Below are 26,207 nucleotides of genomic sequence, written 5' to 3' on the forward strand. Positions count from 1 at the left end.
GTTTAATCATATCTTAATCAAACGCTGTTTTCCTTAAAGGTTGGCAAAAAAACTTAGCCTGCTATCGCCCTGCTCCACCAAGCGCCTCGCCCACGGCGCGGTATCACCCCTGCGCCGCGTCTTCCGTCTCGATCCATTCCGCCCATAGCGCCTGGACCCGGGCACGCTCGGCCTCGAAATCGGCCGCCGGCACGTCGCTGCCGGTCTTGGCCAGGGCGGCACGATGGCTGGCATCGCGGTAGGCCAGGTAGGCCGCCTGCAGCTCGCGCACGTCATCCTCGGGCAGGCGCTCGCTCTCTGCCAGCGCGTCCAGCAAACGCATGTTGTCGGTGACCTCCAGCAGCGCCGGGGTGGCGCAGGCCCAGGCCAGCACCGCGTACTGGTTCAGAAACTCGATATCGACCAGCCCACCGGCATCCTGCTTGAGATTGAAAGTCTCCGTCTCGCCGGCCGCGCTGCCGAGATGCTGGCGCATCTTGGCGCGCATCTCGGCCACTGCCCGGCGCAGCTCGGCGGGGTCACGTTCGCGCCCCAGCACCTCGCGGCGCACCGCCTCGAAGGAGGCTGCCAGCGCCGCGTCCCCAGCCACCGGCCGCGCCCGCACCAGCGCCTGGTGCTCCCAGGTCCAGGCCTCGCGTCGCTGATAGTCGGCGAAGGCGTCGAGCGAGGAGACCAGCAGCCCGGCATTGCCCGAAGGGCGCAGGCGCATGTCGACCTCGTAGAGCGTGCCACTGGGGGTGGTCGCCGTGAGCAGATGGATGATGCGCTGGCCGAGCCGAGTGAAGAAAACCACGTTGTCGATCGCCTTGGCGCCATCCGTGGCGCCCTGGGAGGCCGCGTCGTAGAGGAACACCAGATCCAGATCCGAGCCGTAGCCCAGCTCGATGCCGCCGAGCTTGCCGTAGCCGACGATCAGGAACTCGGCCTTGTCCGCGCCCTCCCGCGGGCGCGGCTCGCCGTAGCGCGCGGTGAGCGAGCGCCAGGCGCGCTGTAGCACGCTGTCGAGGATCACTTCGGCGATCGCAGTGAGATAGTCGCTGACCTTCATCAATACCCGCGCCCCGGCGATGTCCGAGGCGGCGACCCGCAGCACCTGGGTCTGCTTGAACACCCGCAGGGCGTCGAGCCAGCTCTCCTCGTCCTCTTCGGGGATCCGCGCCAGGGTCTGGCGCAGCTCGTCGGCCAGGCGAGCCTTGTCGGCGGGCGAGTAGAGCGTGTCCGGCGTCAGCAGCTCGTCGAGCAGGATCGGATGGCGCGCCAACTGCTCGGCGATCCAGGGGCTGGCCGCGCACAGCCGGATCAGCCCTGGCAGCACCTGCGGGTTCTCGCGCAGCAGCGAGAGATAGGCGGTACGCCGCAGCACCCCTTCGATCAGCGGCAGCACGCGCTCCAGCGCGGTGGTCGGCGTGGCGCTCTCGGCCACCGCCTCCAGCAGCAGCGGCATCACCGCTTCGAGGCGCTCGAAGCCGATCCGCTGCATCGCCTGCACCCCGCGCGAATCGCGGAACGCCTTGAGCCGGCGCCAGGCATCGGGCAGCGTGAAACCGGCCGTCTCCAGCATCTGCTGGGCCTGGGACTCGTCCAGCTCGCGCCGCCAGAGCTGGCTCCAGCGCTCGAGCCGCGCCTGATCCGGCATCTCATCGTCGGCGTCCGACTCCTCCTGGGGGTCGGCCACCACCGCGTCGAAATGGCCGCGCACCCGCTCGCGGCAGGCCTCGAGCGCCGCCCTCAGCGCGGCCCAATCCGCCAGGTCCATGGCCATGGCCAGCGCCGCGCGCGCCTCGCTCTCTTCAGGCAGCTGCTGGGTCTGGCGGTCGTGGCGCGCCTGCAGCGCATGCTCCAGATCGCGCAGGAAGACGTAGTCGTCATGCAGCTCGTCGACCACCGCCGGCGGCAGCAACTCGAGTTCGACCAGCCGTCTCAGTGCCAAGCGCAGCGAGGTCACCTGCAGCTCGGTATCGCGGCCGCCGCGGATCAGCTGGAACGCCTGGACCACGAACTCTACCTCGCGAATACCGCCGCGGCCCAGCTTGATGTTGTCGTCGCGCCCCAGCCGCTTCACCTCGCGGTGGATCATCGCCTTCATCTCGCGCAGCGACTCGATCGCCCCAAAATCGAGATACTTGCGATAGATGAACGGCGCCAGCGACGCCAGCAGCGCCTGCCCCGCCTCGCGGTCCCCGGCGACCGGACGCGCCTTGAGCATGGCGTAGCGCTCCCACTCACGCCCCTGATCCTGATAGTAGGCGGTGAGCGCGTTGAAGCTGCCGACCAGCGGCCCGCCGTCGCCCAGCGGGCGCAGGCGCATGTCGACGCGGAAGGCGAAACCGTCGGCGGTGATCACGTCGAGCGCGGCGATCAGCTTCTGCCCCAGCTTGGTGAAGTACTGCTGGTGATCGTAGGCGCGCTCACCGCCCTGGGTGGTGCCCTTCTCGGGAAAGGCGAAGATCAGATCGATATCCGATGAGAGGTTGAGCTCACCGGCGCCGAGCTTGCCCATACCCAGCACCACCAGGCGCTGCGGCGTGCCGTCGGCGCGCGCCTGCGGCGTTCCCCAGCGCCCCGCGTAGAAGGCTTCGAGCCACGTCAGCGCCCCTTCCAGGCAGGTTTCGGCCAGTTGCGAGACCGCCTGTGCGGTCTGCCACATCTCGGCCCCGGCGAGGTCGCGCCACACGATCGCCAGCATGCGCGTCTGTCTGAACCGGCGCAGCGCGGCGTGCAGCGCATTCTCGTCCGTCGCCGCCTCCAACTGTGCGGCCAGCGCCTGGGTCAAGGCCGCCGCTGACAGCGGCGCCTCCAGCTCGCCGCTCTGCTGCCACTCGGCCAGGCGCTCGGGATGCGCGCAGAGCCCTTCGCGGAAGAACTCGGAGAGCAGACAGGTACGCACCAGCGTGCGCCGCTGCCCCTCGTCGAGGCCCAGCCAGGTCTCGCGACATGCCGCGTCACCGCGGGCATACGCCGCCTCGAGTGCGCTCAGCACCTCGGCATGGGCGGCGCTCAGCGCCTCCGGGATCGGTAGCGCGGGAAACCAGTCGGCGGGCAGGGACATGAAAACACTCCGATGAAAAGCGGGCCCGCCCAGCATAACCGCAGCCGGCGCCCAGCCCAATCGGGGAGACGCCAGTCCATTTGCTATAGGCAAAGGTTATCGTCGTCGTTTCAGTATTTAATTTCTGTTATCGAATGGCGCATCGTAATCTCGATGCCAGCCCGAGCCGAGTTGCACTGCGCGCATCGCCACGCGGTACAGGGGGGCAGTGCCGGGGAGGATCCGGCCGGGGGCGTTACGCGACCGATGAGAACACAGAGGTGAGAGAGACGATGTCACAACAAGCCGAATCCAAGTGTCCGTTTTCCGGCCAGTCCGGCACCACCGTCAGCGACGGCGGCGGTACCGCACAGGCCGCCGGTGGCGGCACCACCAACCGTGACTGGTGGCCGAATCAGCTGCGTGTCGACCTGCTCAACCAGCACTCCGAGCGCTCCAACCCGCTGGACGGCGATTTCGATTACCGCGACGCGTTCGCCAAACTCGACTACACCGCGCTCAAGGCCGATATCGAGAAGACCCTGACCGAATCCCAGGCCTGGTGGCCGGCGGACTGGGGCTCCTATATCGGCCTGTTCATCCGCATGGCATGGCACAGCGCCGGCACCTATCGTCTGGTCGACGGTCGCGGCGGCGCCGGGCGTGGCCAGCAGCGCTTCGCCCCGCTCAATAGCTGGCCCGACAACGTCAGTCTCGACAAGGCGCGTCGTCTGCTGTGGCCGGTCAAGCGCAAGTATGGCCAGCACATCTCCTGGGCCGATCTCATCGTGCTCGCCGGCAACGTGGCGCTGGAGTCTTCCGGTTTCCGCACCTTCGGCTTCGCCGGCGGCCGCGAGGACGTGTGGGAGCCCGACCTCGACGTCAACTGGGGCGACGAGAAGGCGTGGCTGACCCATCGCGATCCGGCGACCCTGGCCAACAACCCCCTCTCGGCCACCGAGATGGGGCTGATCTACGTCAACCCCGAAGGCCCCAACGCCAGCGGCGACCCGCTCTCGGCGGCGCCGGCGATCCGCGCCACCTTCGGCAACATGGCGATGGACGACGAAGAGATCGTGGCTCTGATCGCCGGCGGCCACACCCTGGGCAAGACCCACGGTGCCGGCCCCTCCGAAGCGATCGGCGCCGACCCGGAAGCCGCGCCGCTGGAGTCCCAGGGCTTCGGCTGGCACAACGCCCACGGTAGCGGCGTGGGTGCCGACGCCACCACCTCGGGGATCGAAGTGGTCTGGACCCAGACGCCGACGCGCTGGAGCCACTACTTCTTCGAGAACCTGTTCAACTACGAGTGGGAGCAGACCCGCAGCCCGGCCGGCGCGATCCAGTGGGAAGCCAAGGATGCCGAGGCGTCGATTCCGGATCCGTTCGACCCGGCCAAGAAGCGCAAGCCGACCATGCTCACCACCGACCTGACGCTGCGCTTCGACCCCGAGTTCGAGAAGATCTCGCGCCGCTTCCTCGAGGACCCGCAGGCGTTCGCCGACGCCTTCGCCCGCGCCTGGTTCAAGCTGACCCATCGCGACATGGGGCCCAAGGCGCGCTATCTCGGCCCCGAAGTGCCGCAGGAAGAGCTGGTCTGGCAGGACCCGCTGCCGGCGCCGAGCCACCAGCCGAGCGCCGCGGATATCGCCACGCTCAAGCAGCAGATCGCCGATGCCGGGCTGTCGGTGGCCGAACTGGTCGGCACCGCCTGGGCTTCGGCCTCGACCTTCCGCGGCGGTGACAAGCGCGGCGGCGCCAACGGTGCCCGTCTGGCTCTGGTCCCGCAGAAGGATTGGGCGGTCAACCGTATCGCCGCTGGCGTGCTGCCCAAGCTGCAGGCGATCCAGACAGCCTCCGGCAAGGCTTCGCTGGCCGACGTGATCGTGCTGGCCGGCAATGTCGGCGTCGAGCAGGCGGCCAAGGCGGCCGGGGTCGAGCTCAGCCTGCCGTTCGCTCCGGGCCGGGTCGATGCCAGCCAGGATCAGACCGATATCCACGCCTTCAGCGTGATGGAGCCGCTGGCCGATGGCTTCCGCAACTACAAGCGCGGCAAGCTCAACGTGCCCACCGAGACGCTGCTGATCGACAAGGCCCAGCAGCTGACTCTGACCGCCCCGGAGCTGACCGTACTGATCGGTGGCCTGCGCGTGCTCGGCACCAACTACGACGGCGCCGACCACGGCGTGTTCACCCAGCGCCCCGGTGTGCTCAGCAATGACTTCTTCGTCAATCTGCTCGACATGGGCACGGAGTGGAGCGCGGTGGATGCCGAAGCCGAGCTGTTCGAAGGTCATTCACGCAGCGACGGGACGCTTCAGTACACCGCCACCCGCAACGACCTGATCTTCGGCTCGCACTCGGTACTGCGCGCGCTGGCCGAGGTCTACGCCAGCGACGATGCCCAGGAGAAGTTCGTCCACGACTTCGCCGCCGCCTGGACCAAGGTGATGAACCTGGACCGCTTCGACCTCGCCTGAAAGCGACCGTAGCGTCTGCCCCGCTAGACAACGCCGCCGGAGCGCCTCCGGCGGCGTTTTTTTGTCTCTCAATCGGCCCAGGCGGTTACACACCGAGTCATCGTCTCGGGGTCGGTGACAATAGCGAATGTCGCTTACCTCGAGTGTCACGTTCGCCGAATGTCGCTTTCGGTGGGCCGACAGTCATTGCCGACATAGAGGCAACGATGGAGACTGGCCACTCACCGCCGGGAGCCGTCGATGACCCATACGCTCGATCTGTTCGTCTACCCCGACTGCCAGCTACTGGATGCCAGCGGCCCATGGCAGGTCTTCGCCAGCGCCAACGAAGCCGCCGGCGAGCCCCGCTATCGGCTGCGCCTGCTCGCCGCCGAGCCCGGGCCCGTGGCTACCAACGGCGGCATGACGCTGGTCGCGACCCACGCCCTCGACGCCACGCCCGCCGGCGACACCCTGTTGGTCGCCGGCGGCCACGGCGTGCATCGGTTGAGCCGCGCCACGCTGGACACGCTGGCCGCCCGCGCCGCGCGCACGCCAAGGGTCGGCTCGATCTGCACCGGCGCCTTCGCCCTGGCCCGGGCGGGCCTGCTCGACGGGCGCCAGGCCACCACCCACTGGCGCCACGCCGCACGTCTGGCTGCCGAGTTCCCGGCCATCCAGGTGCGCGCCGAGGCGCTCTATCTGTGTAGCGGCGGTATCTACACCAGTGCCGGCATCACCGCGGGGATCGACCTGGCCCTCGCCCTGGTCGCCGCCGATCAGGGCGAGGCGCTGGCCGGCCAGGTGGCGCGGGAGCTGGTGATGTTCCTGCACCGGCCCGGCGATCAGGCCCAGTTCAGCGAAGGCCTGCGCTACCAGCTCGACAGTCACGGGCGCCTGCGCCAGGTGGTCGATGCGGTGATCGGCGACCCGCTGGCCGCGTGGGATACCGAGACGCTGGCCGCGCGCATGGCGGTGACCCCGCGCCACTTCCAGCGCCTGTTCCGGCGCCAGCTAGGGATGACCCCAGGCGACTTCCTCACCCGCCTGCGGCTGGAGGAGGCGCGGCGGCTGCTGGCCGAGAGCGCAGCACCGCTGCCGCGTATCGCCGAACACTGCCGACTCGGCGGCAGCGAGCAGCTCAGGCGGCTGTTCCAGCGCCACTACGGCCTACCGCCGAGCCTCTACCGCGCCCGCTTCGGCCCCGGCGAGCGCAGTACTTTTCATGCTGTGCCTAGAAGCTGACCTGAACCGTGGTTCCCAACACCCACGCATTGTCGACCGAATCCACCGCCGACGGGTTGGCCACGTACTGCAGGTTGGGGCGTAGCGTCAGGTAAGGCGTCAGGTTGACGCTGTAGTAGAGCTCGGCGTCGTACTCGTGGCCCTGGCGCGGCAGCGGCGTGAGCGAGCCGGCGGGGGTCGCGTTGTAGTAGTCGATGTAGTCGTTGACGTCGTCGTTGACGTGCAGGTAGGCCAGCCCGATCCCGGCATCGTCCTGCGGGCGGGCGTTAAACGGCCCCTGGTAGGTCGCACCGATAGAGACATAGCGGTCGATCCCCGCGGTATCGCCGTGGTTGGTGTTACCCATGCTGAACAGCGTCAGACCGCGCTTGGCGTCGCCACCATGGGTCGTCACCCGCTGCTGGATCACATAGTAGAGACCGGTGTTGGTGTCGCTGGTGCGTGTCGCGGGGCCATCACCATAAGCGCGATTGTCGACGTCGTGGGTGTAGAAGCCCAGCTTGTAGGTACCGGCCATGCCGCCGATCGTGGGCGTATAGCCCAGCTCGATGGGGTACATCGTGCCCTGGGTGCCGCTGTGGTGCAGGTCCAGGCCGTGGTCGTTGTCGAGGTTGCTGTCGTTGAGATTGAACACACCGGCCTGGAGGTACCAGTCGGCGGCGAGATTGGCGCGGACCACCGCCGCCCACTGCGAGATCGGCCAGTTGTAGATGTCATTGCCCCAGTTGCCCGGCTGGGCGCCGCCGAAGGCCAGGTTCTGGAAATGGCTGTCGATGGTGGCGAAATCATCGCCGAAGGGGATACGCCCCAGCTTGATCGACAGCGCATCGTCGAAGAAGCGCTGGCGATACCAGAACTGGGTCAGGCGTGTGACCGGGCCGCGGCCCTGGACCTCCTGCACGCTGGAGCCGCCCACCGTGGCACCGGGGTCGCTCAGGCGGTCGTTGACGCTATGGCCATTGCGGTCGGTGAGGGTCACCTGAAACTCGGCATCGGGAATGCCCAGCAGGCGCTCGAGATCGAGATTGGCGCCCAGCGCGAACTGGTCGGCGTACTTGGTCACGTGGCTGTCACGGTAGCCACCATCGAGAATGGTCGCCGCCTCGCCGACATAGTCGAAGTCGAAGCTGACCCCGGCCGCTTCCAGCGCCGTGCGCTGACCGCCCCAGTCGCCGAACAGATGCGGCGAGTCCGCGGCGAAGGCCGAATAGGCCTGGGCCGCCGGCGCGCCCGCCACCAGCGCCAGTGCCGCCAGCGGCAGCCGCCAGCGCCGCCCGCGAGCCGGCTGACGCTCTCCGGCGAGCGGTAACCTCACCGCTGCGCCCTCTGCTTTGCCTGTGATGCCATACGCTGCCTCGTCCATGCCTTGCCCAGTCTGGTCCATGATCCGCCCTGCCGTTGATTAGCGCGTTATCGATAAGCGCTTTATCATAGTCCGAGGAATAGGCAACGGAAATACCCTTGTCGTCTAATATTCTCGTAGGAATGGCTACACCGATGGGAACCGAGCTCGCGGGTCGTTTTGGGTGGCATGGCGGTCATTGTCGACCCCACTCGGGCAGCGGACACTGACAGCCTGAACCTTCAGGAGCCGCCCATGCGCCCCACCGCCTTCGCCACCCGATCCGCGCGTCATCCGCGCCTGCCGCCCACGGTGTGGGGGCTGACCCTGTGCCAGGCACTGCTGATCAGCGGCAACGTGCTGCTGATCGCCACCTCGCCGCTGATCGGGGCGCGGCTGGCGCCCAGCGCCAACTGGAGCACGCTGCCGGTGGCGCTGCAGCTGCTCGGGCTGACCGCCGCCACCCTGCCCGCCGGCTGGCTGACCGCACGCCTGGGGCGCAAGCGCACCTTCGTGCTGGGCAATCTGGTCGGGCTGGTGGGCATCGCCGCCTGTCTGCTGGCGCTGGTGCAGGCGCACTTCGGCCTGTTCAATCTGGGCACCTTCGCCATCGGCATGAGTATCGGCGTCGGCATGCTCTACCGCTTCGCGGCCCTTGAGGCGGCGCCCGAGCCGCTGCGCGACAGCGCGCTGAGCCGGGTCATGGCGGGAGGCGTGGTGGCGGCGCTGGCCGGGCCCTGGCTGGCCGAGCACCTGCGGGACGCCCTGGCAACGCCCTTCCTGGGCAGTTTTCTAGGTCTCGGGGGGCTCTATCTCGCGGCACTGGGGCTGCTGGCGACGCTGCGCTTCGCGCCGGTGGCGGCACGGGCCACGCCGCTGCCGCCGCCACGTGCGCTGGGCCAACTGCTGCGCCAACCGCTGCTGCCGGCGGCGATCGCCTGCGCCGCCCTGGGCTATGCGGTGATGAACCTGGCGATGACCGCGACACCGCTGGCGATGAGCCACGCCGGGCACGATTTCGGCGCCGTCGCCGGGGTCATCCAGTGGCATATGCTGGCGATGTTCGCGCCCTCCTTCATCACCGGACGCCTGACCCGGCGCCTGGGCCATGCGCGCATGATCGCCATCGGTGCGCTGTGCCTGCTGGCCAGCCTGCTGTGCGCCTGGCTGACGCCGGCGGTGTGGGCCTTCGCCCTCGGCCTGGGGCTGCTGGGCCTGGGCTGGAACTTCACCTTCCTGCCCGCCAGCGCCTGGCTCACCACCCTCTATCGCAGCGGTGAAGCGCCGCGGGCCCAGGCCATCAACGACTGCGCGGTGTTCGCCCTGACCAGCCTTTCGGCCCTGGCCGCCGGCCCGCTGAACGCCTGGCTCGGCTGGCAGCAGCTCAACCTCTGGCTGCTGCCGGCGGTGGCGCTGCTGCTGGTGATCGCCCTCTGTGCGGCGCGGGCGACCCGCCACGGCTCATGAGCGCGTACCACTCGCCGCGGCCAGGAACGCCTCGGCGCGCTCGCTCGGTGCGCGGCCGCAAAGGCTCACCCCGACGAACAGCGCACTCGCCAGCGGCAGCGCCCAGATCCCCGGCGGCAGCCCCAGCGGCTTGGCCCCGCTGAGATAGAGCGCGATCACCGCCAGGCCGCCGACCAGGATACTCACCAGCGCCCCGGCAGCGGTACCGCGGCGCCAGTAGAAGGCACCGATGATCGCCGGCACTATCACCACCAGCCCGGTGGAAGCCGCCACCGACAGCACCGCGATCAGGCTCAGCTGCAGCTCGGCGAAGAGAAACGCCAGCACCGCGATGAGCGGCAGCACCCACTTGCCGACCCGCAGCTGGCGCGCCTCGCTGGCGCCCTCGGCGAGGTTGGCATAGACATCCCGCGAGAGCATCGAGGAGAGCGTCAGCATGATCGAATCGATGGTCGACACCGCCGCCGCCAGAATGCCCACCATCACCACCACTCCGAGCAGCGGCGGCACATGGGTGGAAGCCAGCAGCGTCGGCGTGGCCAGATCCGACTGGCTCAGGTCAGGGAAGGCGACCAGCGCGGAGAAGCCCCACAGCACCGAGACCAGGGTGTAGATGAAGCCGAACACCAGAAAGCCGATCAGCATCTGACGCATCGACTTGAGCGAAGCGGGCATGAACAACCGCTGGCTCACCTGCGGGTTGGAGAGGCTGAAGAAGAACCACGGAATGGTCAGACCGAGGAAGGTGGTCAGACTGAACAGCCCCGGACCCGGCACCGTCAGCGCCGCCGGATGCTCGGCCGCCAGAGTGTCGAACAGTGCCCCGAAGCCGCCCAGCGAGTGCACCACCAGCAGTGCCACCAGGGTGGATGCGACGATCATGAACAGCGCCTGCAGCGAGTCGGTCCACATCACCGAACGAATGCCGGCGATGTAGGAGAAGAGTATCGCCAGCAGCGTCGCCACCACCACACCGGTGGTGAACGGGATCGCCCCGCCGCTGATGCCCGCCAGCAGATAGCCGACCCCGGCGAGCTGCACCGCGGCGTAGGGGATCAGGAACAGGCAGCTGGCCACCGCGGTGACCACGGCAACCCGGCGGTCGGCATAGCGATGGCCGAGCATCTCGCTGGGGGTGACATAGCCGAAGCGCTTGCCCACCGCCCAGAAGCGCGGGCCGAAGATCGCCACCAATGAGACCCCGGCGAAGTAGACGATCTCGAAGCCGAAGGCACCCACCCCGCCGGCGTAGGTCAGCCCCGCCAGCCCCACCATCATGAAAGCGCTGTAGGTAGTGGCGCTGTAGCTGAGCGCCGAAACGAAGCCGTTCATGCGGCGATTGCCGAGGAAGTAGCCGCTCATGTCGACGCCGCTGCCGTTGGTGGCGGCGCTGCGCGACAGCCAGGCGATCGCCAGCCCCGCGACCAGATAGACCGCCACTGCCGCCCAGATCAGTTGCAGACTCATGCTCACGCCTCCGGGCCGTCACGAAAATCGCGGGTCATCATCACATTGCAGACGATCACCGCCACGCCGATCAAGGCCCAGAAGAGAAAGCTGCCGTACCACGCCCGCACCCCGCCGAGCGGCCCATAGGGCACCACGTAGCAGGCCAGCACCAGCCCCCAGACCACCCATTTCCAGCCCCGTGTACGCATCGCGCCCCCTCGTTGTCATTGGTGATGTCGCGTCAATCACGCGTGATATTACCCGGAAATCCCGGCCCCGAGTGCGCTACCCTTGGCGACAGCTTTCGATGTGCCGCCGATGTGCCGCACCTGCCCCAAGGAGACACCGCATGACCACGACGCGGGCCGCCCAGCCCCACGGCTGGCAACTCGACCCCCTGCGCCTGGAGACCCAGCTGCGCGCCTTTCTGGCTGAGGATATCGGCCATCTCGACCTGACCGCGACGCTGATGATCAACGCCGACGCCACTGGCCACTTCGTCATGCGTGCACGCGAACCGATGCGCCTGGCCGGGGTCACCGCCGCCGCCCGTGCCTTCACCTGCTACGACCCGCGCATCGCGGTCAGCCCGGCCGCGGCCGATGGCGAAGATGTCGAGGCCGGCGCGCCGCTGATGCATGTGGCCGGCCCGGCCCGCAGCATTCTGACGGTGGAGCGTACCGCGCTCAATCTGATCCAGCACCTGGCCGGCATCGCCACCCTTACCGCGCGCTATGTCGAGCGTATCCACGGCACCGGCGCCCAGTTGGTCGACACGCGCAAGACCACCCCAGGCCTGCGCATGCTGGAAAAGCACGCGGTCGCCTGCGGTGGTGGCCGCAACCATCGCCTGGGGTTGGACAGCGGTGTGATGCTCAAGGACAACCATATCGCGGTGTGCGGCAGCATCGCCGCCGCGGTCGCACGCGCCCGGGCGCAGCTGCCGATCCTCACGCGCATCGAGGTCGAGTGCGACCGCCTCGACCAGGTTACCCAGGCGCTGGAAGCCGGGGCCGACGTGATCATGCTCGACAACATGCCGCCGGCCGAGATGCGCCAGGCGGTGAGCGAGGTCGCCGGGCGTGCGCTGCTCGAAGCTTCCGGCGGCGTGCGCCTGGAGACCATCCGCGAGATCGCCGAAAGCGGTGTCGACTTCATCTCCGTGGGGCGACTGACGCAGTCGGCGCCGGCGGTGGATATCGGCCTCGACGACGACAGCACGCCAGCGGCGTGATCCGGCCGGCCCGGTGCAACTCGCCCGGGCCGCCAAGCCAGCGAGCCCGACAGGAGGGGTGAATGTCGAGTACCGGCATCAACAACGCCGACACCGTGGCGGCCTTCGGCCGACTGATGGACGAACTGCTGGCGGACGCCAACGGCCCGCGCAAGCCGCCGGTGGTGACCTTCTGGTGCGGCGCCGGCTTCTCCAAGGCGTGGGACCGGCGCTCGCCCACCGACGGCGAGCTGTTCGCCATCGATCTCGACGATATCCGCGACTTCCCCAACCTGCAGCACGTGATGCACGTGATCGGCTGGGAGGACTATCGCCATCTCGACTTCGAGCGTTTCAAGAACCTGCGCTACGTGCTCGACATGCAGGTGCGCTACCCGGATATCCGCAACCGCTACTTCGACGACCAGAACCTGCGCCTGAGCATCCATGAGCTGCGCACCCTGGTGATGCGCCGCTTCACCGCCGCCTGTGATATCCACAACGTCGACGACACCACGCTGCGTTTCAGCGCCACCGAGATCAGCGCCGAACAGCGCGCGATCACCGACTTCTTCGCCGCGCTGGAGGATCGCGCCGACCGCGCCGGGCTGGGCGAGGCGTGGCCGCTCTATCACTTTCTCACCACCAACTACGACTTCACCATCGAGACCATTCTCGAACGCGTCTACCGCCAGCAGGCGCCGGTCTTCGGCCGGCTCTATCGCGGGGTCACGCCGCAGCGCATCTGCGGCGGCACCATCTGGGAGCACCTGCCGCGCACGGTCGACCGCAACGTGATCAAGATCAACGGCGGGTTCGAGATTCTGCCCACGCTGGAGGGGTTCGACTTCGAGTATCGCCGGCGCAGCGATGCCGAGATTCGTCAGGAGCCGCCGCTGCTGATCCTGCCCTCCCAAGTGCAGGACTACGACGAGCCCTACTTCCATCAGGTCTTCCCCAAGGCGGTGAGGCTACTGCGCGAGACCGACGTGCTGGTGGTGGTGGGCTACAGCATGCCGCAGGAGGATTCACTGGTGCGCTTCATCCTGCGCCAGTTGGCGGAGAGCCCGCACGACGCTCGTGGCAAGCATGTCTTCGTCATCGACACCAAGAATCACGCCACCATCAAGTCGCGGCTGGAAGAGATGTTCTTCTATCTGCCGCGTATCGGCTGGCCGCGCGAGCACTACTACAGCGGCCGCTTCGAGGACTTCTGCGCCCAGGTCAGCGGTGGCGCCTGAACTCAGCGCTCGGCGTTGATCTTGGTCAACAGATGCAACAGCGCCACCCGCTCGGCCGGGTTGAGGCTGCCCATGGTCTCCTCGGAGACCTTGAGCGCGCGCGGAGTCATCGCCGCCAGCAACTCGCGCCCGGCGTCGGTGAGTTCGACGATCACCTTGCGCTGATCGCGCGGGTCCGAGGTCAGCGTCACCCAGTCACGCGCCTTCAACCGCTTGATCACGCCGCGGATCGTCGCCGGATCGATCCCGGTCACGCGCACCAGCTCGCTCAGCGCGCTGGGCCCACGCTCGGCGAGCTTGCTCAGGGTCACGAACTGGATCGGCGTCAACTGCTCGTCGCAGCTTTCGCGCTGGAAGATCGCGGTGTGGCGCTGGTAGGCCCGACGCAGCAGATGACCGACCTGCTCGCAGAAGTCGATCTGTTCCTGGGCGCCGTAGGCCTCGTCTGTGGTAATCCCTGTGGCTGCCGAATGGTAATGCAGCATGGCGTCTGGCTCCCCGATTCCCGGTCGTCGCGGCGGGCGCGTCTGGCCATCGTCGGTAGCGGCAGAACCGCCCACGTCCGCTCGGCTAGACCGCCGCCACGCTGGCACCCTTCCCTGGCGCTGGCTGCCACTCGGGCACCGGCATGCGTCGGCGCCTGGCCGCGACGCCAGGATGATTGTCGAATAAGTGTGCAACTCACCCGGAATAATAAAAGGTTTTTACCCCCATTTCTGTAAGCCATCGGCCTAGGCCGTGTAGGAAAAGTCGACGGGCACAGAGGGCAGCGTCGGGGTCATGTGCCTAGACTATTATGTAAGCTACACGCCCATTCGACGCACGCCGCCCCGCCCATCCCAGCGTTGAGCGGATGCCGCGCAGCGTCCTCAGGAAGCGGCGATCGCCTAGGTGCTGTCTGAAAAGTCGACGAGCGAAGGCCAGGCAAGGCAAAAATCGGCGAAAACGCGGAGTTTACGGGGTGTAAATGAGCATTTTTGACCGGGCTGGCGCTCCAGCCGATTTTTAACGACGCATGGGCGAGCGCAGTACTTTTCATACGGTGCCTAGGTGACGCCAGCGCAGGAAAGGATTCCCAAGTTCATGCAACACCTCGATCTACAAGTGCTCGACACCGCGCTGCGCTGGGCCAACGCCGGCGAGACGGTGTGGCTGTGCAGCGTGCTGGCCACCTTTGGCTCGTCGCCGCGGGAGCCCGGCTCGCTGCTGGTGGCCCGAGCTGACGGCAGCCATGTCGGCTCGCTCTCCGGCGGCTGCGTCGAAGAGGATTTTCTCGCTCGGGTGGCCGCCGGCGAATTCACCGACCCGCTCGAAGTCGTGCGCTACGGCGAGGGCGCCGACGAGTCGCCCCAGGTGAGCCTGCCCTGCGGGGGGATTCTCGACGTGCTGGTGGAGCGGCTGCCGGCGGATGCCGAGACCCTGACCCAACTGGAAGTGATGCACGCGACCCTGCTCGGCCAGCGCTCGCTGGTGCGGGTGATCGATCTGCCCAGCGGCCGGCGGCGCTTCACCGCCGCCGCCGAGAACGGCCCGCGGGTTGCCCGTGAGGGCAACGAGGTGCGTCTGCGTCTGGGCCCGGCGCTGCGTCTGATCATCGCCGGCATCTCGCCGGTGTCGCGCTTCTGCGCCGAGTTCGCCCAGGCGCTGGGGTTCGAGGTGATCGTGTGTGACCCCCGCGAGGAGGCGCGGCGCGACTTTGCCGTGCCCGGGGTCGAAGTGCAGGCGGTGCTGCCCTCGCTGTTCATCGCCAGCGGCGCCTGCCACGCGGCCACCGCGGTGGTGGCGTTGACCCACGACCCGCGGATCGACGATCTGGCGATGATCGAGGCGGTGCGCACTCCGGCGTTCTACATCGGCGTGATGGGCTCGAAGCGCACCTCGCAAAAGCGCGCCGAGCGCCTGGCCCGCTCCGGCGGGCTGAGCGCCGACGACATCGCCCGGCTGCACATGCCGATCGGCCTCGATCTGGACAGCAAGACCCCGGCCGAGATCGCCCTCTCGGTGGTCGCCGACGTGCTGCGGATACGCCGGGGCAAGGCGCGCGATGCGCTCTGAACCCAGGCTGACGGGCGAGCTGGTCGGGCTGGTCATGGCGGCCGGGGTCGGTCGCCGCTTCGGCAGCGACAAGCGCCGCCAGCCGCTGGCCGACGGCCGCACCCTGCTCGCGACCACCGTAGCGGCGGCCGCCGCGGCCTATCCGCGCCACTACGTGGTCCTGCGACCGGGTGAAGCCCCCGCCGCCCTAGGCCTGGCACCGGACACTCCGCTGCTCAGCGCCCCCGCGGCCGCCCACGGGCTGGGCGCGAGCCTGGGCGACGCCTTTCGTCAGTTGCTGGTGTGCGCGCCGGATGCCACCGCTGCGGCGGTGATCCTCGGCGACATGCCCTGGCTGAACGCGGCGAGCTGTGTGCGCCTCAACGCCCGGGCCAGCACCACGGCGATCGTCATACCCCATCATGCCGGGCAGCGCGGGCACCCGGTGATCTTCGGCCGCCGCTGGTGGCCGGAGCTGGCCCAGCTAAAGACCGGCGAAGGCGCCCGCGACGTGGCCACCCGGCACCGCCACGCGGTGGTCACACTCGAGCTAGACGATTCTGGCATCTGGCGCGACGTCGACCGGCCCCAGGATCTCCCAGACTAGGCGGAGTCTGAACAGTACTGCGCGCCTCAGCCAGCGAACTTGTCCCACGCCAGCAGGCCCCAGGTGGTAGCGGCCATGCCCAGCGCCAACATCACCGCGGCGGAGCCGATATCCTTGGCGCGCCCGGAAAGCTCGTGGTGCTCCGGGCCGATACGGTCGACCACCGTCTCCACGGCGCTGTTGAGCAGCTCGACGATCAACACGAACACACAGCTACCCACCAGCACCAGCCACTCCACCGGGTTCTTGCCGATCCACCAGGCGAACGGCACCAGCACCGCGCACAGCGCCAGTTCCTGACGGAAGGCGGTCTCGTTGCGGAAGGCAGCGACCAGCCCCTTGAGCGAGTAACCGGTGGAGTGAACCAGGTGGCGAAAGCCGGTCTTGCGCGAACTTGATTTCATCGGAACCTGTCGCGGTCGCCACGACGACCGCCCTCGATCGAGAACGAAGTGAGCGTCGACGAGCGAACCGGCACAGCGGGCTCGGCCGTCGAGAAAAGTATCGACGATGGTAGCAGAGGCGCCTGACGACGGCACCGCCAGCCACGGGCAAAACGCCACCCGTGGGTGGCGTCGGCGATGGCGAAGGTTACTTGAATAGTGGACGGAAAGGGGGAGGCAAGAGAGCGGCAAGAGAGCGTGCGACTCAGTCGCCGCTAGCCTTGCCCCTCACTCGTCAGCGGCCAGATCGAGAATCGTCGCGGCCACGGCCTGGGTCCGGGGCACAAAGGTCTCCAGCCGGCAGTACTCCTCGTCGGTATGCATCTTGGCCCCGACCGGGCCGGTGCCGCACAGCGTAGGGACGCCCAGGCTGGCGGTGGTGCCGGCATCCGAACAGCCGCCGGTGAACTCGCCCTCGACGGCGAAGCCGAGCCGCGCCGCCTGGGCCTGGTAGCGGGCGAACAAGGCTGCGCTCATCGCAGGCTCCAGCGGCAGGAAGCCGGAGGTCTGGGTGAGCGTGGCGTGGGTGCCGGGAACCTCCTCCTCGGCGACGATCGCCGCGATCGCCTGGAACAGCGCCTCGCGCTGGGCGTTGTCGACGAAGCGGGTGTCGAGCTGGGCGCTCGCTGCCGGGGCCACGGTGTTGCGCGACACGCCGCCCTCGATCACCCCGATGTTGGTGGTCACGCCGCTGGCGTAGTCGGTCAGCGCGTGCAGCTTGACGATCTTGCGCGCCAGCGCCTCGATCGCGCTGGCGCCATCGGCATGGCTCACCCCCGAGTGGGCGGCCCGCCCGCTGACCTCGATGCGAAAGGCGGCACCGCCCTTGCGCGCGGTCACCACGTTGCCGCTGACCCGCCCGGGTTCGGCGTTGAACACCGCCCGCGCCCCCTCGGCGGCGGCGCGGATGAACGCGGTGCCGTCCGGCGAGCCGATCTCTTCGTCGGCGGTGAACAGCGCGTGCACCGCGAATGGCAGCCCGCCGGCACGCTTGAGCGCCCGCAGCACGAACAGATTGAGCACCAGCCCCGCCTTCATGTCGGCGACCCCGGGGCCGAAGGCGAGATCGCCCTGACGGGTGTAGCCGCGCTCGCTCACCGTGCCGCGGGGAAAGACGGTATCGCGATGCCCCATCAGCAGTACGTGCCCACCGGCACCAGCGCCGGCCGCCGGCAGGCGCGCCTGGAGAATGTCGCCGGAACCCTCGCGCGGCGTGCGCTCGACAGCGATGCCATCGGCGTCGCACCAGCCGGCGATGGCGTCGGCGACGGCATCGGTTCCGGCCTTGTCGTAGCTGTTGGAGTCGATGTTCACCAGCGTCTCCAAACACGCCACCATCGCCTCCTGCTGCTGCGCCAGCCAGTCGCAGGCCTGCGCCAGGCGAGTCTCGTGGTCAGTGGCACTCATACGCCTCTCCTCATTGCCTGGCGTGCGGCATGCACGCTCGCGCCCTGTTCGCCCAGATCCCACCACAGCCCGGCCATGATGCCCAGCCCCTCGCGCAGGATGCTGGCCAGGGCGTGCTCGTCGGGGGCGTGCTGCGAACACGCCGGATAGGAGTGCGGCACCCACAGGGTGGGCAGCCCGAGCGTCTCGGCGAAGACATCGTTGGGCAGCGAGCCGCCCAGATTGGGCAGCAGCGTCGGGGTCTTGCCGCTGGAGGCGTGGATCGAGTCCAACGCCCAGCCGACCCAGGGGTCGTCCGGGTCGAGCCGAGTCGCGCGCATCTGCGATACCCGCGCCGTACTCACCTCGACATCGTCGAAGCCGTGGGCATCGAGATGCAGGCGCAGGTGGCGCAAAAAGTGCTCCTGATCGCTGCCCACCACGTAGCGTAGCTGGGCGTGGGCGTAGGCCTCGCCGGGAATGGCGTTGGCCGGGGCCTCGGGGTTGCCGGCCTTGAACGCCAACAGCTCCAGGGTATTCCAGGCAAACAGCCGCTCAGCGGGCGTAAGCCCAGGCTCGCCCCAGCCCTCGGCCAGCGCCGGGTCGCCCGGCGTGGTGCCGACTTCCAGCGCCGCCAGCGCCTGCTTCACCGCGGCGGGGATGGCCGGCGGGCGCAGCCCCGCGACCAGAATCCGGCCATCGGCATCGACCAGCGAGGCCCAGGCGTTGGCCAGGCGCGTGGCGGGGTTGGAGAGCACGCCGCCCCAGTTGCCCGAGTGGTGGGCGCCTTCGCGTGCGCGCAGGCGCAGGTCGAAGTTGAACGACCCACGTGAGCCGAGGAACAGGGTCGGCGCATCCGCCGCCAGGCGCGGGCCGTCGGAGGCGATGAACAGGTCAGCGGCCAGACGCTCACGGTAGGCCGCGCAGACCGCCTTGAGCCCCGGGGAACCGGTCTCCTCGCCCATCTCCAGCACCAGCTTGACGGTGTAACCCAGGCGCCCGCCGCGGGCTTCGATGACCGCCGCCAGTGCAGCCAGGTTGATGCTGTGCTGGCCCTTGTTGTCGGCAGTGCCGCGACCGTACCAGCGCTCCCCCTCCACCGTCAGCTGCCAGGGCGAGAGCCCCTCGCGCCACTGGTCATCGTAGCCGCGGACCACGTCACCGTGGCCATAGCTGAGCACGCAGAGGGCCGCCTCGGCTTCACGACGCTCGGCCAGCAGCAGCGGGCCGTAGCCCGGCTCCGGGTTGGCGACGATCTCCCAGGTGAACCCGAGCCGCTCGAGCTCGGGAATGATGCACTCGCGCAGATAGCGCTCCAGTTCGGCCTCGCCCTCACCGCTCTGGCTATCGCTGCGCACCGCGACCCGGGCCGCCAGCTGGCGGCGAAACTCGCCCTCGTCGAATCCCTTATAGACGCTGGCGAGCGCTTGTTGACGTGACATGCAGTGTCCTCGAATAGACTGAAAAATCACCCCTAACGTCCTGACGTGCCCTGCTCAGGCCGAGGCGAAGTGACAGGCGGCGCGGCTGACACCGGTGGTCTCCGCCGTGAGCACCGGGCGGCTCTCGCGACACCGCGCCTGAGCCTTGGGGCAGCGCGGGTGGAAGGCGCAGCCGCTGGGCGGGTTGCTGGGGTCGGGCATGACGTCGCCCAGGCCGATGTCCGGCACCCCCAGCCCCGGCTCCGGCGTCAGCGCCGAGGCCAAAAGCGCCTGGGTGTAGGGGTGGCGTGGGGCGGCGAATATCTGCTCGCGGCTGCCCTCCTCGACGATCCGCCCCAGATACATCACCGCGACCCGGTCGACCAGGTGCTCGACCACCGCCAGGTCGTGGCTGATGAACAGATAGGTCAGCCCGAACTCCTGCTTGAGATCGAGCAGCAGATTGAGAATCTGCGCCTGCACCGAAACATCCAGCGCCGAAGTGGGCTCGTCGCAGATCACGATATCCGGACGCATGATCAGCGCCCGGGCGATCGCCACGCGCTGGCGCTGGCCGCCGGAGAGCTGGCCCGGAAACTGCGCCGCGGCGCGCTGGGGCAGGCCAACCAGATCGAGCGTCTCGGCGACCCGCCGGGCCCGCTCGCGCGGGGTGCCGATGCCGTGCACGCGCAGCGGCAATTCGACGATCGCCGCCACCCGCTTGCGCGGATTGAGCGACGAATAGGGGTCCTGGAAGATCGGCTGGATATGCCGCGCCAGCGCCTTCTGCCCGGCGTCCCCCAGCGGGCGGCCATCGACGCGCACCTCGCCGGCGCTGGGCGTTGCCAGCCCCAGCAGCATCTTGGCCAGGGTGCTCTTGCCGCAGCCGGACTCGCCGACCAACCCCATCACCTGGCCGCGCGGAATCGCCAGCGAAACCTCGCTCACCGCCTGCAGCGCACGACCACGCTTGAACAGCCCGCCACCCAGGGTGTAGCGCTTGGAGAGTGCGCACAGTTCGAGCGCCGGCATGGTATCGATGCCGGTATCGGTGTCGCTGCCTGTCTCGGTGCCTGTAGGGGCGCCAGCCTGATCGGCCAGTGCGCCGGGGGACGATAGCGCGTTCATGGGCTCAGCTCCGGTTGGACGACGCGCGTGGCCGCGCGGTGTTCAGCGTAATGGCAGCGCGCCTGATGGGCGCCGGCAAGCTGGCGCAGCTCGGGCGTGCGCTCGCAGCGCGCGGCATCGACTTGGCCCTCGCGCACCAGCGGGCAGCGGTTGCGGAAAGCGCAACCCTCGACCTCGCCGACCAGGCTCGGCACCACCCCGGGAATCGCCTGCAGGCGGCTGCCGGGCAGGGTCTTGCCGGGGGCCGGAATACAGCTCAAGAGCCCGCGGGTGTAGGGGTGGCTGGGGTTGGCGTAGAGCGCCTGGGTGGGCGCGGTCTCGATCACCTCGCCGGCGTACATCACCGCCACACGATCGGCGATCCGCGCCACCACGCCGAGATCGTGGGTGATGAAGATCACCGCGGTACCCAGCTCCTGCTGCAGGTCGCGCAGCAGCCGCAGGATCTGCGCCTGGATGGTCACGTCGAGCGCCGTGGTGGGCTCGTCGGCAATGATCAGATCGGGGTCGCACATCAGCGCCATGGCGATCATCACGCGCTGGCGCAGACCGCCGGAGAGCTGGTGCGGGTACTGCGCCAGACGCTCGGCGGCGGCGCTGATGCCGACCCGTTCGAGCAGTTCGATGGCGCGCTCGCGGGCCTGGCGGCGGTTGCCCAGGCGGTGGCGCAGGAACGCCTCGCAGAGCTGATTGCCCAGCGTGTAAGCCGGGTTGAGCGCGGTCATCGGCTCCTGGAAGATCATCGCCATGCGGCGGCCACGCAGCTGGCCGCGCCGCCGCTCGGAGAGCGCCGTCAGCGACTCGCCGTCAAAATCTAGACGCCCGGCGCTGAGCCGGGCGCGCCGCGGCAGCAGCCCCATCAGCGCCAGCGAGGTCATCGACTTGCCGCAGCCGGACTCCCCCACTAGGCACAGCATCTCGCCGCGCTCGACGCTTAAGTCGATACCGCGTACGGCGTGCAGGGTGCCGGCTTCCACCGGCAGATCGACCCGCAGGTCCTGGACATCGAGCAGTGGCATCAGTGGCGCCCTCCCGGTGCGTTGAGATCGCGCAATCCGTCACCCAGCAGATTGATCGCCAGCACCAGCACGAACAGCGCCACGCCGGGAATCGCGATCACCCATGGCTGAAAGAACATGTAGGCCTTGCCCTCGGCAACCATCAGCCCCCAGGAGGGCAGCGGCGGCTGCACGCCCATGCCCAGAAACGACAGCGTCGCTTCGAGCAGGATGGCGTGGGCCATCTCCAGGGTGATCACCACGATCAGCGCCCCGGCGATGTTGGGCAGCACCTCGCGCAGCAGGATGTAGGGCAGCGAGCAGCCCAGGGTGCGCGCGGCATAGACGTACTCGGCATCGCGCAGTTGCTGGGTCACCGAGCGCGAGACCACCGCGAAGCGATCCCACAGCAGCAGCCCCAGCAGCACGATCACCGTGGTCAGCGAACCGCCGGTGAGCGAGGCCAGGGCCAGCGCCACCAGCACCACCGGCATCGCCAGGCGGGTGGTGATGATGTAGCTGATGAAGGCATCGACGCGGCCGCCGAAGTAGCCGGCGAGCACACCCAGGGTGGTACCGATCACGCCCGAGATCAGCGCCGCCACCAGCCCGATGATGAGCGAGATGCGGGTGCCGTAGATCAGCCGGCTGAGATAGTCGCGCCCCAGCTTGTCGGTGCCCAGCACGTGCTCCCAGCTGCCCTTGTCGTGCCAGACCGGCGGCACCATACGGTTGGAGATATCCTGGAAATAGGGGTCGTGGGGGGCCAGCAGCGGGGCGAACAGCGCGATCAGCACCGCCAGCCCGACGCAGACCAGGCCGATCGCCAGGCCGCGGTGGCCGAACACCTTGCGCGTCACCCGCGACCAGGCCGGGGGCGGCAACGGGACTTCGCTCAGCGCGCGGGCACGGCCGCCGGCAGCGGGTGCCCGCGAGGGGCGAGATGTCGTCGAAGTCGAAACGGTCATGGCGGGCTCCTCAGCGGGTGCGAATGCGCGGATCGAGCGCCGCATTGGCGATATCCGCCAGCAGCGTCAGCACGATGTAGAACAGCGCGATGATCAACACCACCGCCTGCACCACCGGATAGTCGTTGCGCGAGATGGCGTCCCAGGCGAGCTGACCCAGCCCGCCGAGGGAGAACACCGACTCGATCACCACCGAACCGCCGAGCATGAAGCCGAGCTCCACCGCGGCCAGCGCCACCACCGGGATGATGGCGTTGCGCAGGGCGTGCTTGAAGATCACCGCGGTGGTGGAGAGCCCCTTGGCCCGGGCGGTGCGGATATAGTCCGACTCCAGCACCTCGAGCATGCCGGTGCGGGTCAGGCGCATCATCGCCGGGGTGGCGTAGTAGCCGAGCGCGATCGCCGGCAGAATGAAGTGCTCGAGCCCCCCACTGCCCGCCGCCGGCAGCCACTTGAGGGTGACCGCGAAGACCACGATCAGGGTCAGGCCGAACCAGAAGCTGGGCATCGCCTGCCCCACCACCGCGAACAGCAGCGCCAGGCGGTCGACCCAGCTGTCGCGCTTGAGCGCGGCGACCACCCCGAGCGGGATCGAGATGCACACCGCCAGCCCCAGCGCCAGGCCGCCCAGGGTCAGGGTGATCGGCATGCGCTCGACGATCAGCTCGACCACCGTGCTCTGGTAGTAGTAGGAGCGCCCGAAATCGAACTGCAGCGCCCCGCCCAGCCAGTCGAGATACTGGCTCACGATGGGGCGATCTAGCCCGTACTCGGTGCGGATCTGCGCGACCTGTTCGGCAGTCGCCTCGGGCCCGGCGATCGATGTCGCCAGATCCCCCGATAGATGCAGCAGCATGAAGCTGACCACCGAGATGGTCAGTGCCACGCCCAGCGCCACCAGCAGGCGACGCACGATGAATGTGCCCATAAGCCGAACGCCTCTCCCCGTCTCTCCTGACGCCTGTCGACGCTTGCGTCACCCTTCTCTCATCACCCGATGCGTCGCGACGGCTCTCGAACGCCCCGGCGCTGACCGGGGCGCGGCCTCACGACAGCCGGATCATTTCCAGCTCGCCTCGGTGAAGCGCGGCAGCTCGTCCGGGTAGGGGGTGAAGTTCAGATCCGAGGTGTAGGCGTAGTAGGTCGAGTAGGAGAACAGCGGCGCCCAGTAGGCTTGCTGGGAGATCCGCGCCAGCGCCTGGCGGTAGTTCTCGCGGCGCACCGCGGGGTCCGTCGAGGTGTCGGCGGTCTCGAGCCAGGACTCGACCTGCGGGTCCTGCCACAGATCGTCAGCGCCGCCGCCGAAGTAGACGCTGGTGAAGGCCGAGGCGTCGTTGACCGAGTAGGAGCCCCAGGTCTTGAACGACATGTCGGTGTTGCCACTGCGCTGCTGATCGAGCAGCGCCGCCGAGGTCATGAAGCGCAGATTGGCGCGGATACCCACCTTGCGCAGGTCGCCGATCATCGCCTCGGCGTAGTCGCGCTCACGGTAGGCGTAGAGATCGATCTCGAAGCCGTCCGGGTAGCCGGCTTCCGCCAGCAGCGCGCGCGCCTTGTCCGGGTCATAGGCGTACTTGACCACGTCCTGGGTCTCGCAGCCGAACTGGGCCGGGAAGCACGGCGCGTAGAGCGGCCGGCTGCCTCCGCGCACCAGATTGTCGGCCATGCCCTGGCGGTTGATGGCGTAGTTGATCGCCTGGCGCACCTCGAGCTTGCTCAGCGGCGAGGCCTCACGCTTGGCGGCATCGAAGGAAATGTAGCCGACCCGCATGGTCTCGCCGCTGGCCACGGTGATACCCGGCATGCCCTGCATCTGCTCGGCCTGATCCGCCGGCACCCGCCAGATCCAATCGACCTGCCCGGTCATCAGTTGGGCCACGCGGGAGTCCTGATCGGGAATCACCTTGAACTCGATGTTGCCGATCTTCGGCTGGCCCAGCGGACTGCCGGCGAAGTAGTCCGGGTTACGCGTGAGCTTGACGCCCTCCCCCGGTTTCACCTCGGTGATGCGATAGGGGCCGGTGCCGATCGGGTGCCGGCTGAATTCGGCCAGGCCGACCTTCTGGAAGTACTGATCGGGATAGACCGGCGTCGGCCCGGAGAGATACTCCAGCGCCGCCGGGAACGGCTGCTTGAGATGGAAGCGCACCTGGAAATCACCCAGCTTCTCGACGCTCTCGATCCAGTCGACGTTCTGGCGCGTGACCACCTTGGAGTCGGGCGAGACCACGTAGTTGAAGGTGAACACCACGTCGTCGGCATCGAACGGCTCCCCGTTCTGGAAGGTCACCCCCTGGCGCAGGGTCATGTCCAGGGTGGTGGGGTCGACCCAGTGCCACTCGGTGGCCAGCTGCGGCTGATACTGATTGGTCTGCGGATTGCGGTAGATCAGGGTATCCCAGGCCAGATGCGAGAGGATCACCCCTTCGCGCACGTTGTTGTGGTAGGGGCTGACGTTCTCCGGCTCGGTATCGGAAGCGTAGACCAGGGTGTCGTCGGCCTTGCCGGCCAGGGCGGGCAGCGAGAGGCAGCACAGGGTAGTGCCGACCAGCACGCGATGGAGCACGGTAGTGGAACGCATATCGACCTCGTCTTGTTGTTACTGTCGTCGTTGATGCTGTCGTCTGTTTATTGGCTGTCGCTTGTTGGCTGTCGTTTTTAGCTGTCGCCTTGAATGCCTTGATGGGTGCCGTCGGGTGATGAGTCAGAAGCGCCGGCGAGCAAGCTCGCTCGAGATGGCGCTTGAAAATCAAGCTATCGAAGGGAAAAACATGCCGCAAGTATCATGTTTCGATGGCATCCTTGCCGTATCGGCAAACCTTAATAAAAACAGGGCAACACATCATGGCCAGCTCCCATCGCGCGTTGCAGGAGACCGCCCTGCGCTACTTCCTGGCAGTGATCAAGTGGGGTTCCATCAGTGAGGCCTCGGCTCATCTCAACGTCGCCGCCTCCGCAATCAGCCGTCAGATCGCGCGGCTCGAGACCGAACTCGACACCCAACTGTTCGAGCGCCGCGCCCGCGGCATGATCCCCAGCGCGGCGGGCGAACTGCTGGCGCTGCATGCGCGGCGCCAGCAGCTGGAGAGCGAGCGCGTGGTGGGCGAGATCCAGGGCTTGCGGGGGCTTCAGCGCGGCACCGTGCGGCTGGCCAGTTCGGAGGGATTCGCGGTCGACTTTCTGCCCAAGGCGATCGCCGAGTTCCGCCACGCCTACGCCGGCATCCTGTTCCGGCTAAACGTGGCCTCACCCGCCGAGGTGACGCGCCAAGTGCGCGAGGGCGAGGTGGATATCGGGCTCACCTTCAGCCTGGCGCCGCAGCCCGACGTGCGCGTCGAGCACCGCCAGCGCTCGCCGATCCTGGCGCTGATGTCTCCGGCGCATCCCCTGGCCGGCAGACGTCAACTCAAACTGGCCCAGTTGCAGCCCCACGCCATGCTGCTGCCGCCGCCGGAAACCACCCTGCGCCAGCTGTTCGACATCTGCTGTGGCCAGCAGAATCTGATCTTCACCTCGGTGTTCACCAGCAACTACATCGAGTCGATGCTCAACTGCGCCATCTTCGGCGGCGGCATCGCACTCGCCGGGGAGCTCTCCATTCGCCAGCGGCTGGCGCAGCAGCGGCTGGTGGCGATCCCCATCGTCGACGCCGGCATGGACGCCCGCCACATCGAAGTGCAGACCTTGACCAACCGCACCCTGCCGGCGGCCACAGCGGCCTTCGTGGCGCACCTCAAGCAGGCGATGGTCGCCCCGGCTTGAGGCGGCGCACTCGGAA

The 26,207-nt window shown here is 68.2% G+C and carries 21 protein-coding genes; 8 read left to right on the top strand and 13 right to left on the bottom strand.

Going from position 1 to position 26,207, the window contains the following annotated elements:
- Positions 1-103: 103 nt before the first annotated feature.
- On the bottom strand, positions 104-3,049 hold the full coding sequence (glnE, locus tag J0A90_RS06135; RefSeq protein WP_233076533.1) for a bifunctional [glutamate--ammonia ligase]-adenylyl-L-tyrosine phosphorylase/[glutamate--ammonia-ligase] adenylyltransferase: 2,946 nt from the start codon (positions 3,047-3,049) through the stop codon (positions 104-106).
- Positions 3,050-3,321: 272 nt separating this feature from the next.
- Between glnE and katG the strand changes: the two genes are divergently transcribed.
- Positions 3,322-5,508 carry a catalase/peroxidase HPI gene (gene katG, locus J0A90_RS06140; RefSeq protein ID WP_207032416.1) on the top strand — a complete coding sequence of 729 codons (2,187 nt, stop codon included), beginning with the start codon at positions 3,322-3,324 and terminating at the stop codon, positions 5,506-5,508.
- A gap of 240 nt (positions 5,509-5,748) precedes the next feature.
- Positions 5,749-6,732 (top strand): GlxA family transcriptional regulator, encoded by a 984-nt coding sequence (locus J0A90_RS06145; RefSeq protein WP_207032418.1) that lies wholly within the window; start codon positions 5,749-5,751, stop codon positions 6,730-6,732.
- Here J0A90_RS06145 and J0A90_RS06150 read toward each other — a convergent pair.
- Positions 6,722-8,047: a carbohydrate porin gene (locus J0A90_RS06150; protein WP_207032442.1), complete on the bottom strand. Its 1,326-nt coding sequence runs from the start codon at positions 8,045-8,047 to the stop codon at positions 6,722-6,724. The genes J0A90_RS06145 and J0A90_RS06150 overlap by 11 nt on opposite strands.
- Before the next feature lie 282 nt (positions 8,048-8,329).
- On the opposite strand from J0A90_RS06150, the gene J0A90_RS06155 reads away from it, so the two are divergent.
- Positions 8,330-9,541: an MFS transporter gene (locus tag J0A90_RS06155; protein WP_233076535.1), complete on the top strand. Its 1,212-nt coding sequence runs from the start codon at positions 8,330-8,332 to the stop codon at positions 9,539-9,541.
- Here the strand turns inward: J0A90_RS06155 and J0A90_RS06160 are convergent.
- Positions 9,536-11,008, bottom strand: coding sequence for a sodium:solute symporter family protein (locus tag J0A90_RS06160; RefSeq protein ID WP_207032444.1), 1,473 nt, complete (start codon positions 11,006-11,008; stop codon positions 9,536-9,538). The genes J0A90_RS06155 and J0A90_RS06160 overlap by 6 nt on opposite strands.
- A gap of 2 nt (positions 11,009-11,010) precedes the next feature.
- Positions 11,011-11,199, bottom strand: coding sequence for a hypothetical protein (locus tag J0A90_RS06165; protein WP_207032447.1), 189 nt, complete (start codon positions 11,197-11,199; stop codon positions 11,011-11,013).
- 140 nt (positions 11,200-11,339) lie between these two features.
- Here J0A90_RS06165 and nadC point away from each other — a divergent pair, with 140 nt between their 5' ends.
- A complete protein-coding gene (nadC, locus tag J0A90_RS06170) occupies positions 11,340-12,224 on the top strand; it encodes a carboxylating nicotinate-nucleotide diphosphorylase (protein WP_207032458.1) in 885 nt (294 codons plus the stop codon).
- Between the two features lie 62 nt (positions 12,225-12,286).
- Positions 12,287-13,444, top strand: a complete 1,158-nt coding sequence (locus tag J0A90_RS06175) for an SIR2 family protein (RefSeq protein WP_207032461.1) — start codon at positions 12,287-12,289, stop codon at positions 13,442-13,444.
- A 2-nt stretch (positions 13,445-13,446) separates the two neighbouring features.
- Here the strand turns inward: J0A90_RS06175 and J0A90_RS06180 are convergent, their stop codons facing one another.
- Entirely contained in the window at positions 13,447-13,929 is a 483-nt protein-coding gene (locus tag J0A90_RS06180; RefSeq protein ID WP_207032463.1) for a MarR family winged helix-turn-helix transcriptional regulator, read from the bottom strand.
- 598 nt (positions 13,930-14,527) lie between these two features.
- Here J0A90_RS06180 and J0A90_RS06185 point away from each other — a divergent pair.
- Both J0A90_RS06185 and J0A90_RS06190 read left to right on the top strand, forming a co-directional pair.
- The gene (locus J0A90_RS06185) at positions 14,528-15,499 is read left to right on the top strand and encodes an XdhC family protein (protein ID WP_233076536.1); all 972 of its coding nucleotides are present in this window, start codon (positions 14,528-14,530) and stop codon (positions 15,497-15,499) included.
- Complete coding sequence (locus J0A90_RS06190) at positions 15,489-16,085, top strand: nucleotidyltransferase family protein (protein ID WP_233076537.1); 597 nt, start codon at positions 15,489-15,491, stop codon at positions 16,083-16,085. The genes J0A90_RS06185 and J0A90_RS06190 overlap by 11 nt, the downstream gene beginning before the upstream one ends.
- A gap of 26 nt (positions 16,086-16,111) precedes the next feature.
- Here the strand turns inward: J0A90_RS06190 and J0A90_RS06195 are convergent, their stop codons facing one another.
- The 8 genes from J0A90_RS06195 to J0A90_RS06230 all read right to left on the bottom strand — a co-directional run bounded on the left by J0A90_RS06195 (position 16,112) and on the right by J0A90_RS06230 (position 25,010).
- Positions 16,112-16,489 (bottom strand): diacylglycerol kinase, encoded by a 378-nt coding sequence (locus tag J0A90_RS06195; protein ID WP_035474178.1) that lies wholly within the window; start codon positions 16,487-16,489, stop codon positions 16,112-16,114.
- A gap of 267 nt (positions 16,490-16,756) precedes the next feature.
- Positions 16,757-17,935: a M20 family metallopeptidase gene (locus J0A90_RS06200; protein WP_207032467.1), complete on the bottom strand. Its 1,179-nt coding sequence runs from the start codon at positions 17,933-17,935 to the stop codon at positions 16,757-16,759.
- The gene (locus J0A90_RS06205) at positions 17,932-19,356 is read right to left on the bottom strand and encodes a M20 family metallopeptidase (RefSeq protein ID WP_207032469.1); all 1,425 of its coding nucleotides are present in this window, start codon (positions 19,354-19,356) and stop codon (positions 17,932-17,934) included. Before J0A90_RS06205 ends, J0A90_RS06200 begins: the two co-directional genes overlap by 4 nt.
- Positions 19,357-19,410: 54 nt before the next feature.
- Entirely contained in the window at positions 19,411-20,463 is a 1,053-nt protein-coding gene (locus J0A90_RS06210; protein WP_233076538.1) for an ABC transporter ATP-binding protein, read from the bottom strand.
- Entirely contained in the window at positions 20,460-21,482 is a 1,023-nt protein-coding gene (locus J0A90_RS06215) for an ABC transporter ATP-binding protein (protein ID WP_233076539.1), read from the bottom strand. Before J0A90_RS06215 ends, J0A90_RS06210 begins: the two co-directional genes overlap by 4 nt.
- On the bottom strand, positions 21,482-22,429 hold the full coding sequence (locus J0A90_RS06220) for an ABC transporter permease (protein WP_207032471.1): 948 nt from the start codon (positions 22,427-22,429) through the stop codon (positions 21,482-21,484). The genes J0A90_RS06215 and J0A90_RS06220 overlap by 1 nt, the downstream gene beginning before the upstream one ends.
- A 10-nt stretch (positions 22,430-22,439) precedes the next feature.
- On the bottom strand, positions 22,440-23,357 hold the full coding sequence (locus J0A90_RS06225) for an ABC transporter permease (RefSeq protein WP_035474184.1): 918 nt from the start codon (positions 23,355-23,357) through the stop codon (positions 22,440-22,442).
- A 132-nt stretch (positions 23,358-23,489) separates the two neighbouring features.
- Entirely contained in the window at positions 23,490-25,010 is a 1,521-nt protein-coding gene (locus tag J0A90_RS06230; RefSeq protein ID WP_207032475.1) for an ABC transporter substrate-binding protein, read from the bottom strand.
- A gap of 263 nt (positions 25,011-25,273) precedes the next feature.
- On the opposite strand from J0A90_RS06230, the gene J0A90_RS06235 reads away from it, so the two are divergent.
- Positions 25,274-26,191, top strand: a complete 918-nt coding sequence (locus J0A90_RS06235; RefSeq protein WP_207032477.1) for a LysR family transcriptional regulator — start codon at positions 25,274-25,276, stop codon at positions 26,189-26,191.
- Positions 26,192-26,207 lie beyond the last annotated feature (16 nt).

It is taken from the genome of Salinicola sp. DM10, assembly GCF_017306975.2.
Taxonomy (GTDB): Bacteria; Pseudomonadota; Gammaproteobacteria; order Pseudomonadales; family Halomonadaceae; genus Salinicola.

What these genes read in the sequence shown, in the direction of transcription:
- J0A90_RS06210 (WP_233076538.1), bottom strand. Translation starts at nt 20,463, where the DNA reads ATGAACGCGCTATCGTCCCCCGGCGCACTGGCCGATCAGGCTGGCGCC.
- J0A90_RS06225 (WP_035474184.1), bottom strand. Translation starts at nt 23,357, where the DNA reads ATGGGCACATTCATCGTGCGTCGCCTGCTGGTGGCGCTGGGCGTGGCA.
- J0A90_RS06145 (WP_207032418.1), top strand. Translation starts at nt 5,749, where the DNA reads ATGACCCATACGCTCGATCTGTTCGTCTACCCCGACTGCCAGCTACTG.
- glnE (WP_233076533.1), bottom strand. Translation starts at nt 3,049, where the DNA reads ATGTCCCTGCCCGCCGACTGGTTTCCCGCGCTACCGATCCCGGAGGCG.
- J0A90_RS06185 (WP_233076536.1), top strand. Translation starts at nt 14,528, where the DNA reads ATGCAACACCTCGATCTACAAGTGCTCGACACCGCGCTGCGCTGGGCC.
- J0A90_RS06165 (WP_207032447.1), bottom strand. Translation starts at nt 11,199, where the DNA reads ATGCGTACACGGGGCTGGAAATGGGTGGTCTGGGGGCTGGTGCTGGCC.
- J0A90_RS06195 (WP_035474178.1), bottom strand. Translation starts at nt 16,489, where the DNA reads ATGAAATCAAGTTCGCGCAAGACCGGCTTTCGCCACCTGGTTCACTCC.
- katG (WP_207032416.1), top strand. Translation starts at nt 3,322, where the DNA reads ATGTCACAACAAGCCGAATCCAAGTGTCCGTTTTCCGGCCAGTCCGGC.
- nadC (WP_207032458.1), top strand. Translation starts at nt 11,340, where the DNA reads ATGACCACGACGCGGGCCGCCCAGCCCCACGGCTGGCAACTCGACCCC.
- J0A90_RS06215 (WP_233076539.1), bottom strand. Translation starts at nt 21,482, where the DNA reads ATGCCACTGCTCGATGTCCAGGACCTGCGGGTCGATCTGCCGGTGGAA.
- J0A90_RS06180 (WP_207032463.1), bottom strand. Translation starts at nt 13,929, where the DNA reads ATGCTGCATTACCATTCGGCAGCCACAGGGATTACCACAGACGAGGCC.
- J0A90_RS06160 (WP_207032444.1), bottom strand. Translation starts at nt 11,008, where the DNA reads ATGAGTCTGCAACTGATCTGGGCGGCAGTGGCGGTCTATCTGGTCGCG.
- J0A90_RS06220 (WP_207032471.1), bottom strand. Translation starts at nt 22,429, where the DNA reads ATGACCGTTTCGACTTCGACGACATCTCGCCCCTCGCGGGCACCCGCT.
- J0A90_RS06230 (WP_207032475.1), bottom strand. Translation starts at nt 25,010, where the DNA reads ATGCGTTCCACTACCGTGCTCCATCGCGTGCTGGTCGGCACTACCCTG.
- J0A90_RS06190 (WP_233076537.1), top strand. Translation starts at nt 15,489, where the DNA reads ATGCGCTCTGAACCCAGGCTGACGGGCGAGCTGGTCGGGCTGGTCATG.
- J0A90_RS06175 (WP_207032461.1), top strand. Translation starts at nt 12,287, where the DNA reads ATGTCGAGTACCGGCATCAACAACGCCGACACCGTGGCGGCCTTCGGC.
- J0A90_RS06235 (WP_207032477.1), top strand. Translation starts at nt 25,274, where the DNA reads ATGGCCAGCTCCCATCGCGCGTTGCAGGAGACCGCCCTGCGCTACTTC.
- J0A90_RS06200 (WP_207032467.1), bottom strand. Translation starts at nt 17,935, where the DNA reads ATGAGTGCCACTGACCACGAGACTCGCCTGGCGCAGGCCTGCGACTGG.
- J0A90_RS06205 (WP_207032469.1), bottom strand. Translation starts at nt 19,356, where the DNA reads ATGTCACGTCAACAAGCGCTCGCCAGCGTCTATAAGGGATTCGACGAG.
- J0A90_RS06155 (WP_233076535.1), top strand. Translation starts at nt 8,330, where the DNA reads ATGCGCCCCACCGCCTTCGCCACCCGATCCGCGCGTCATCCGCGCCTG.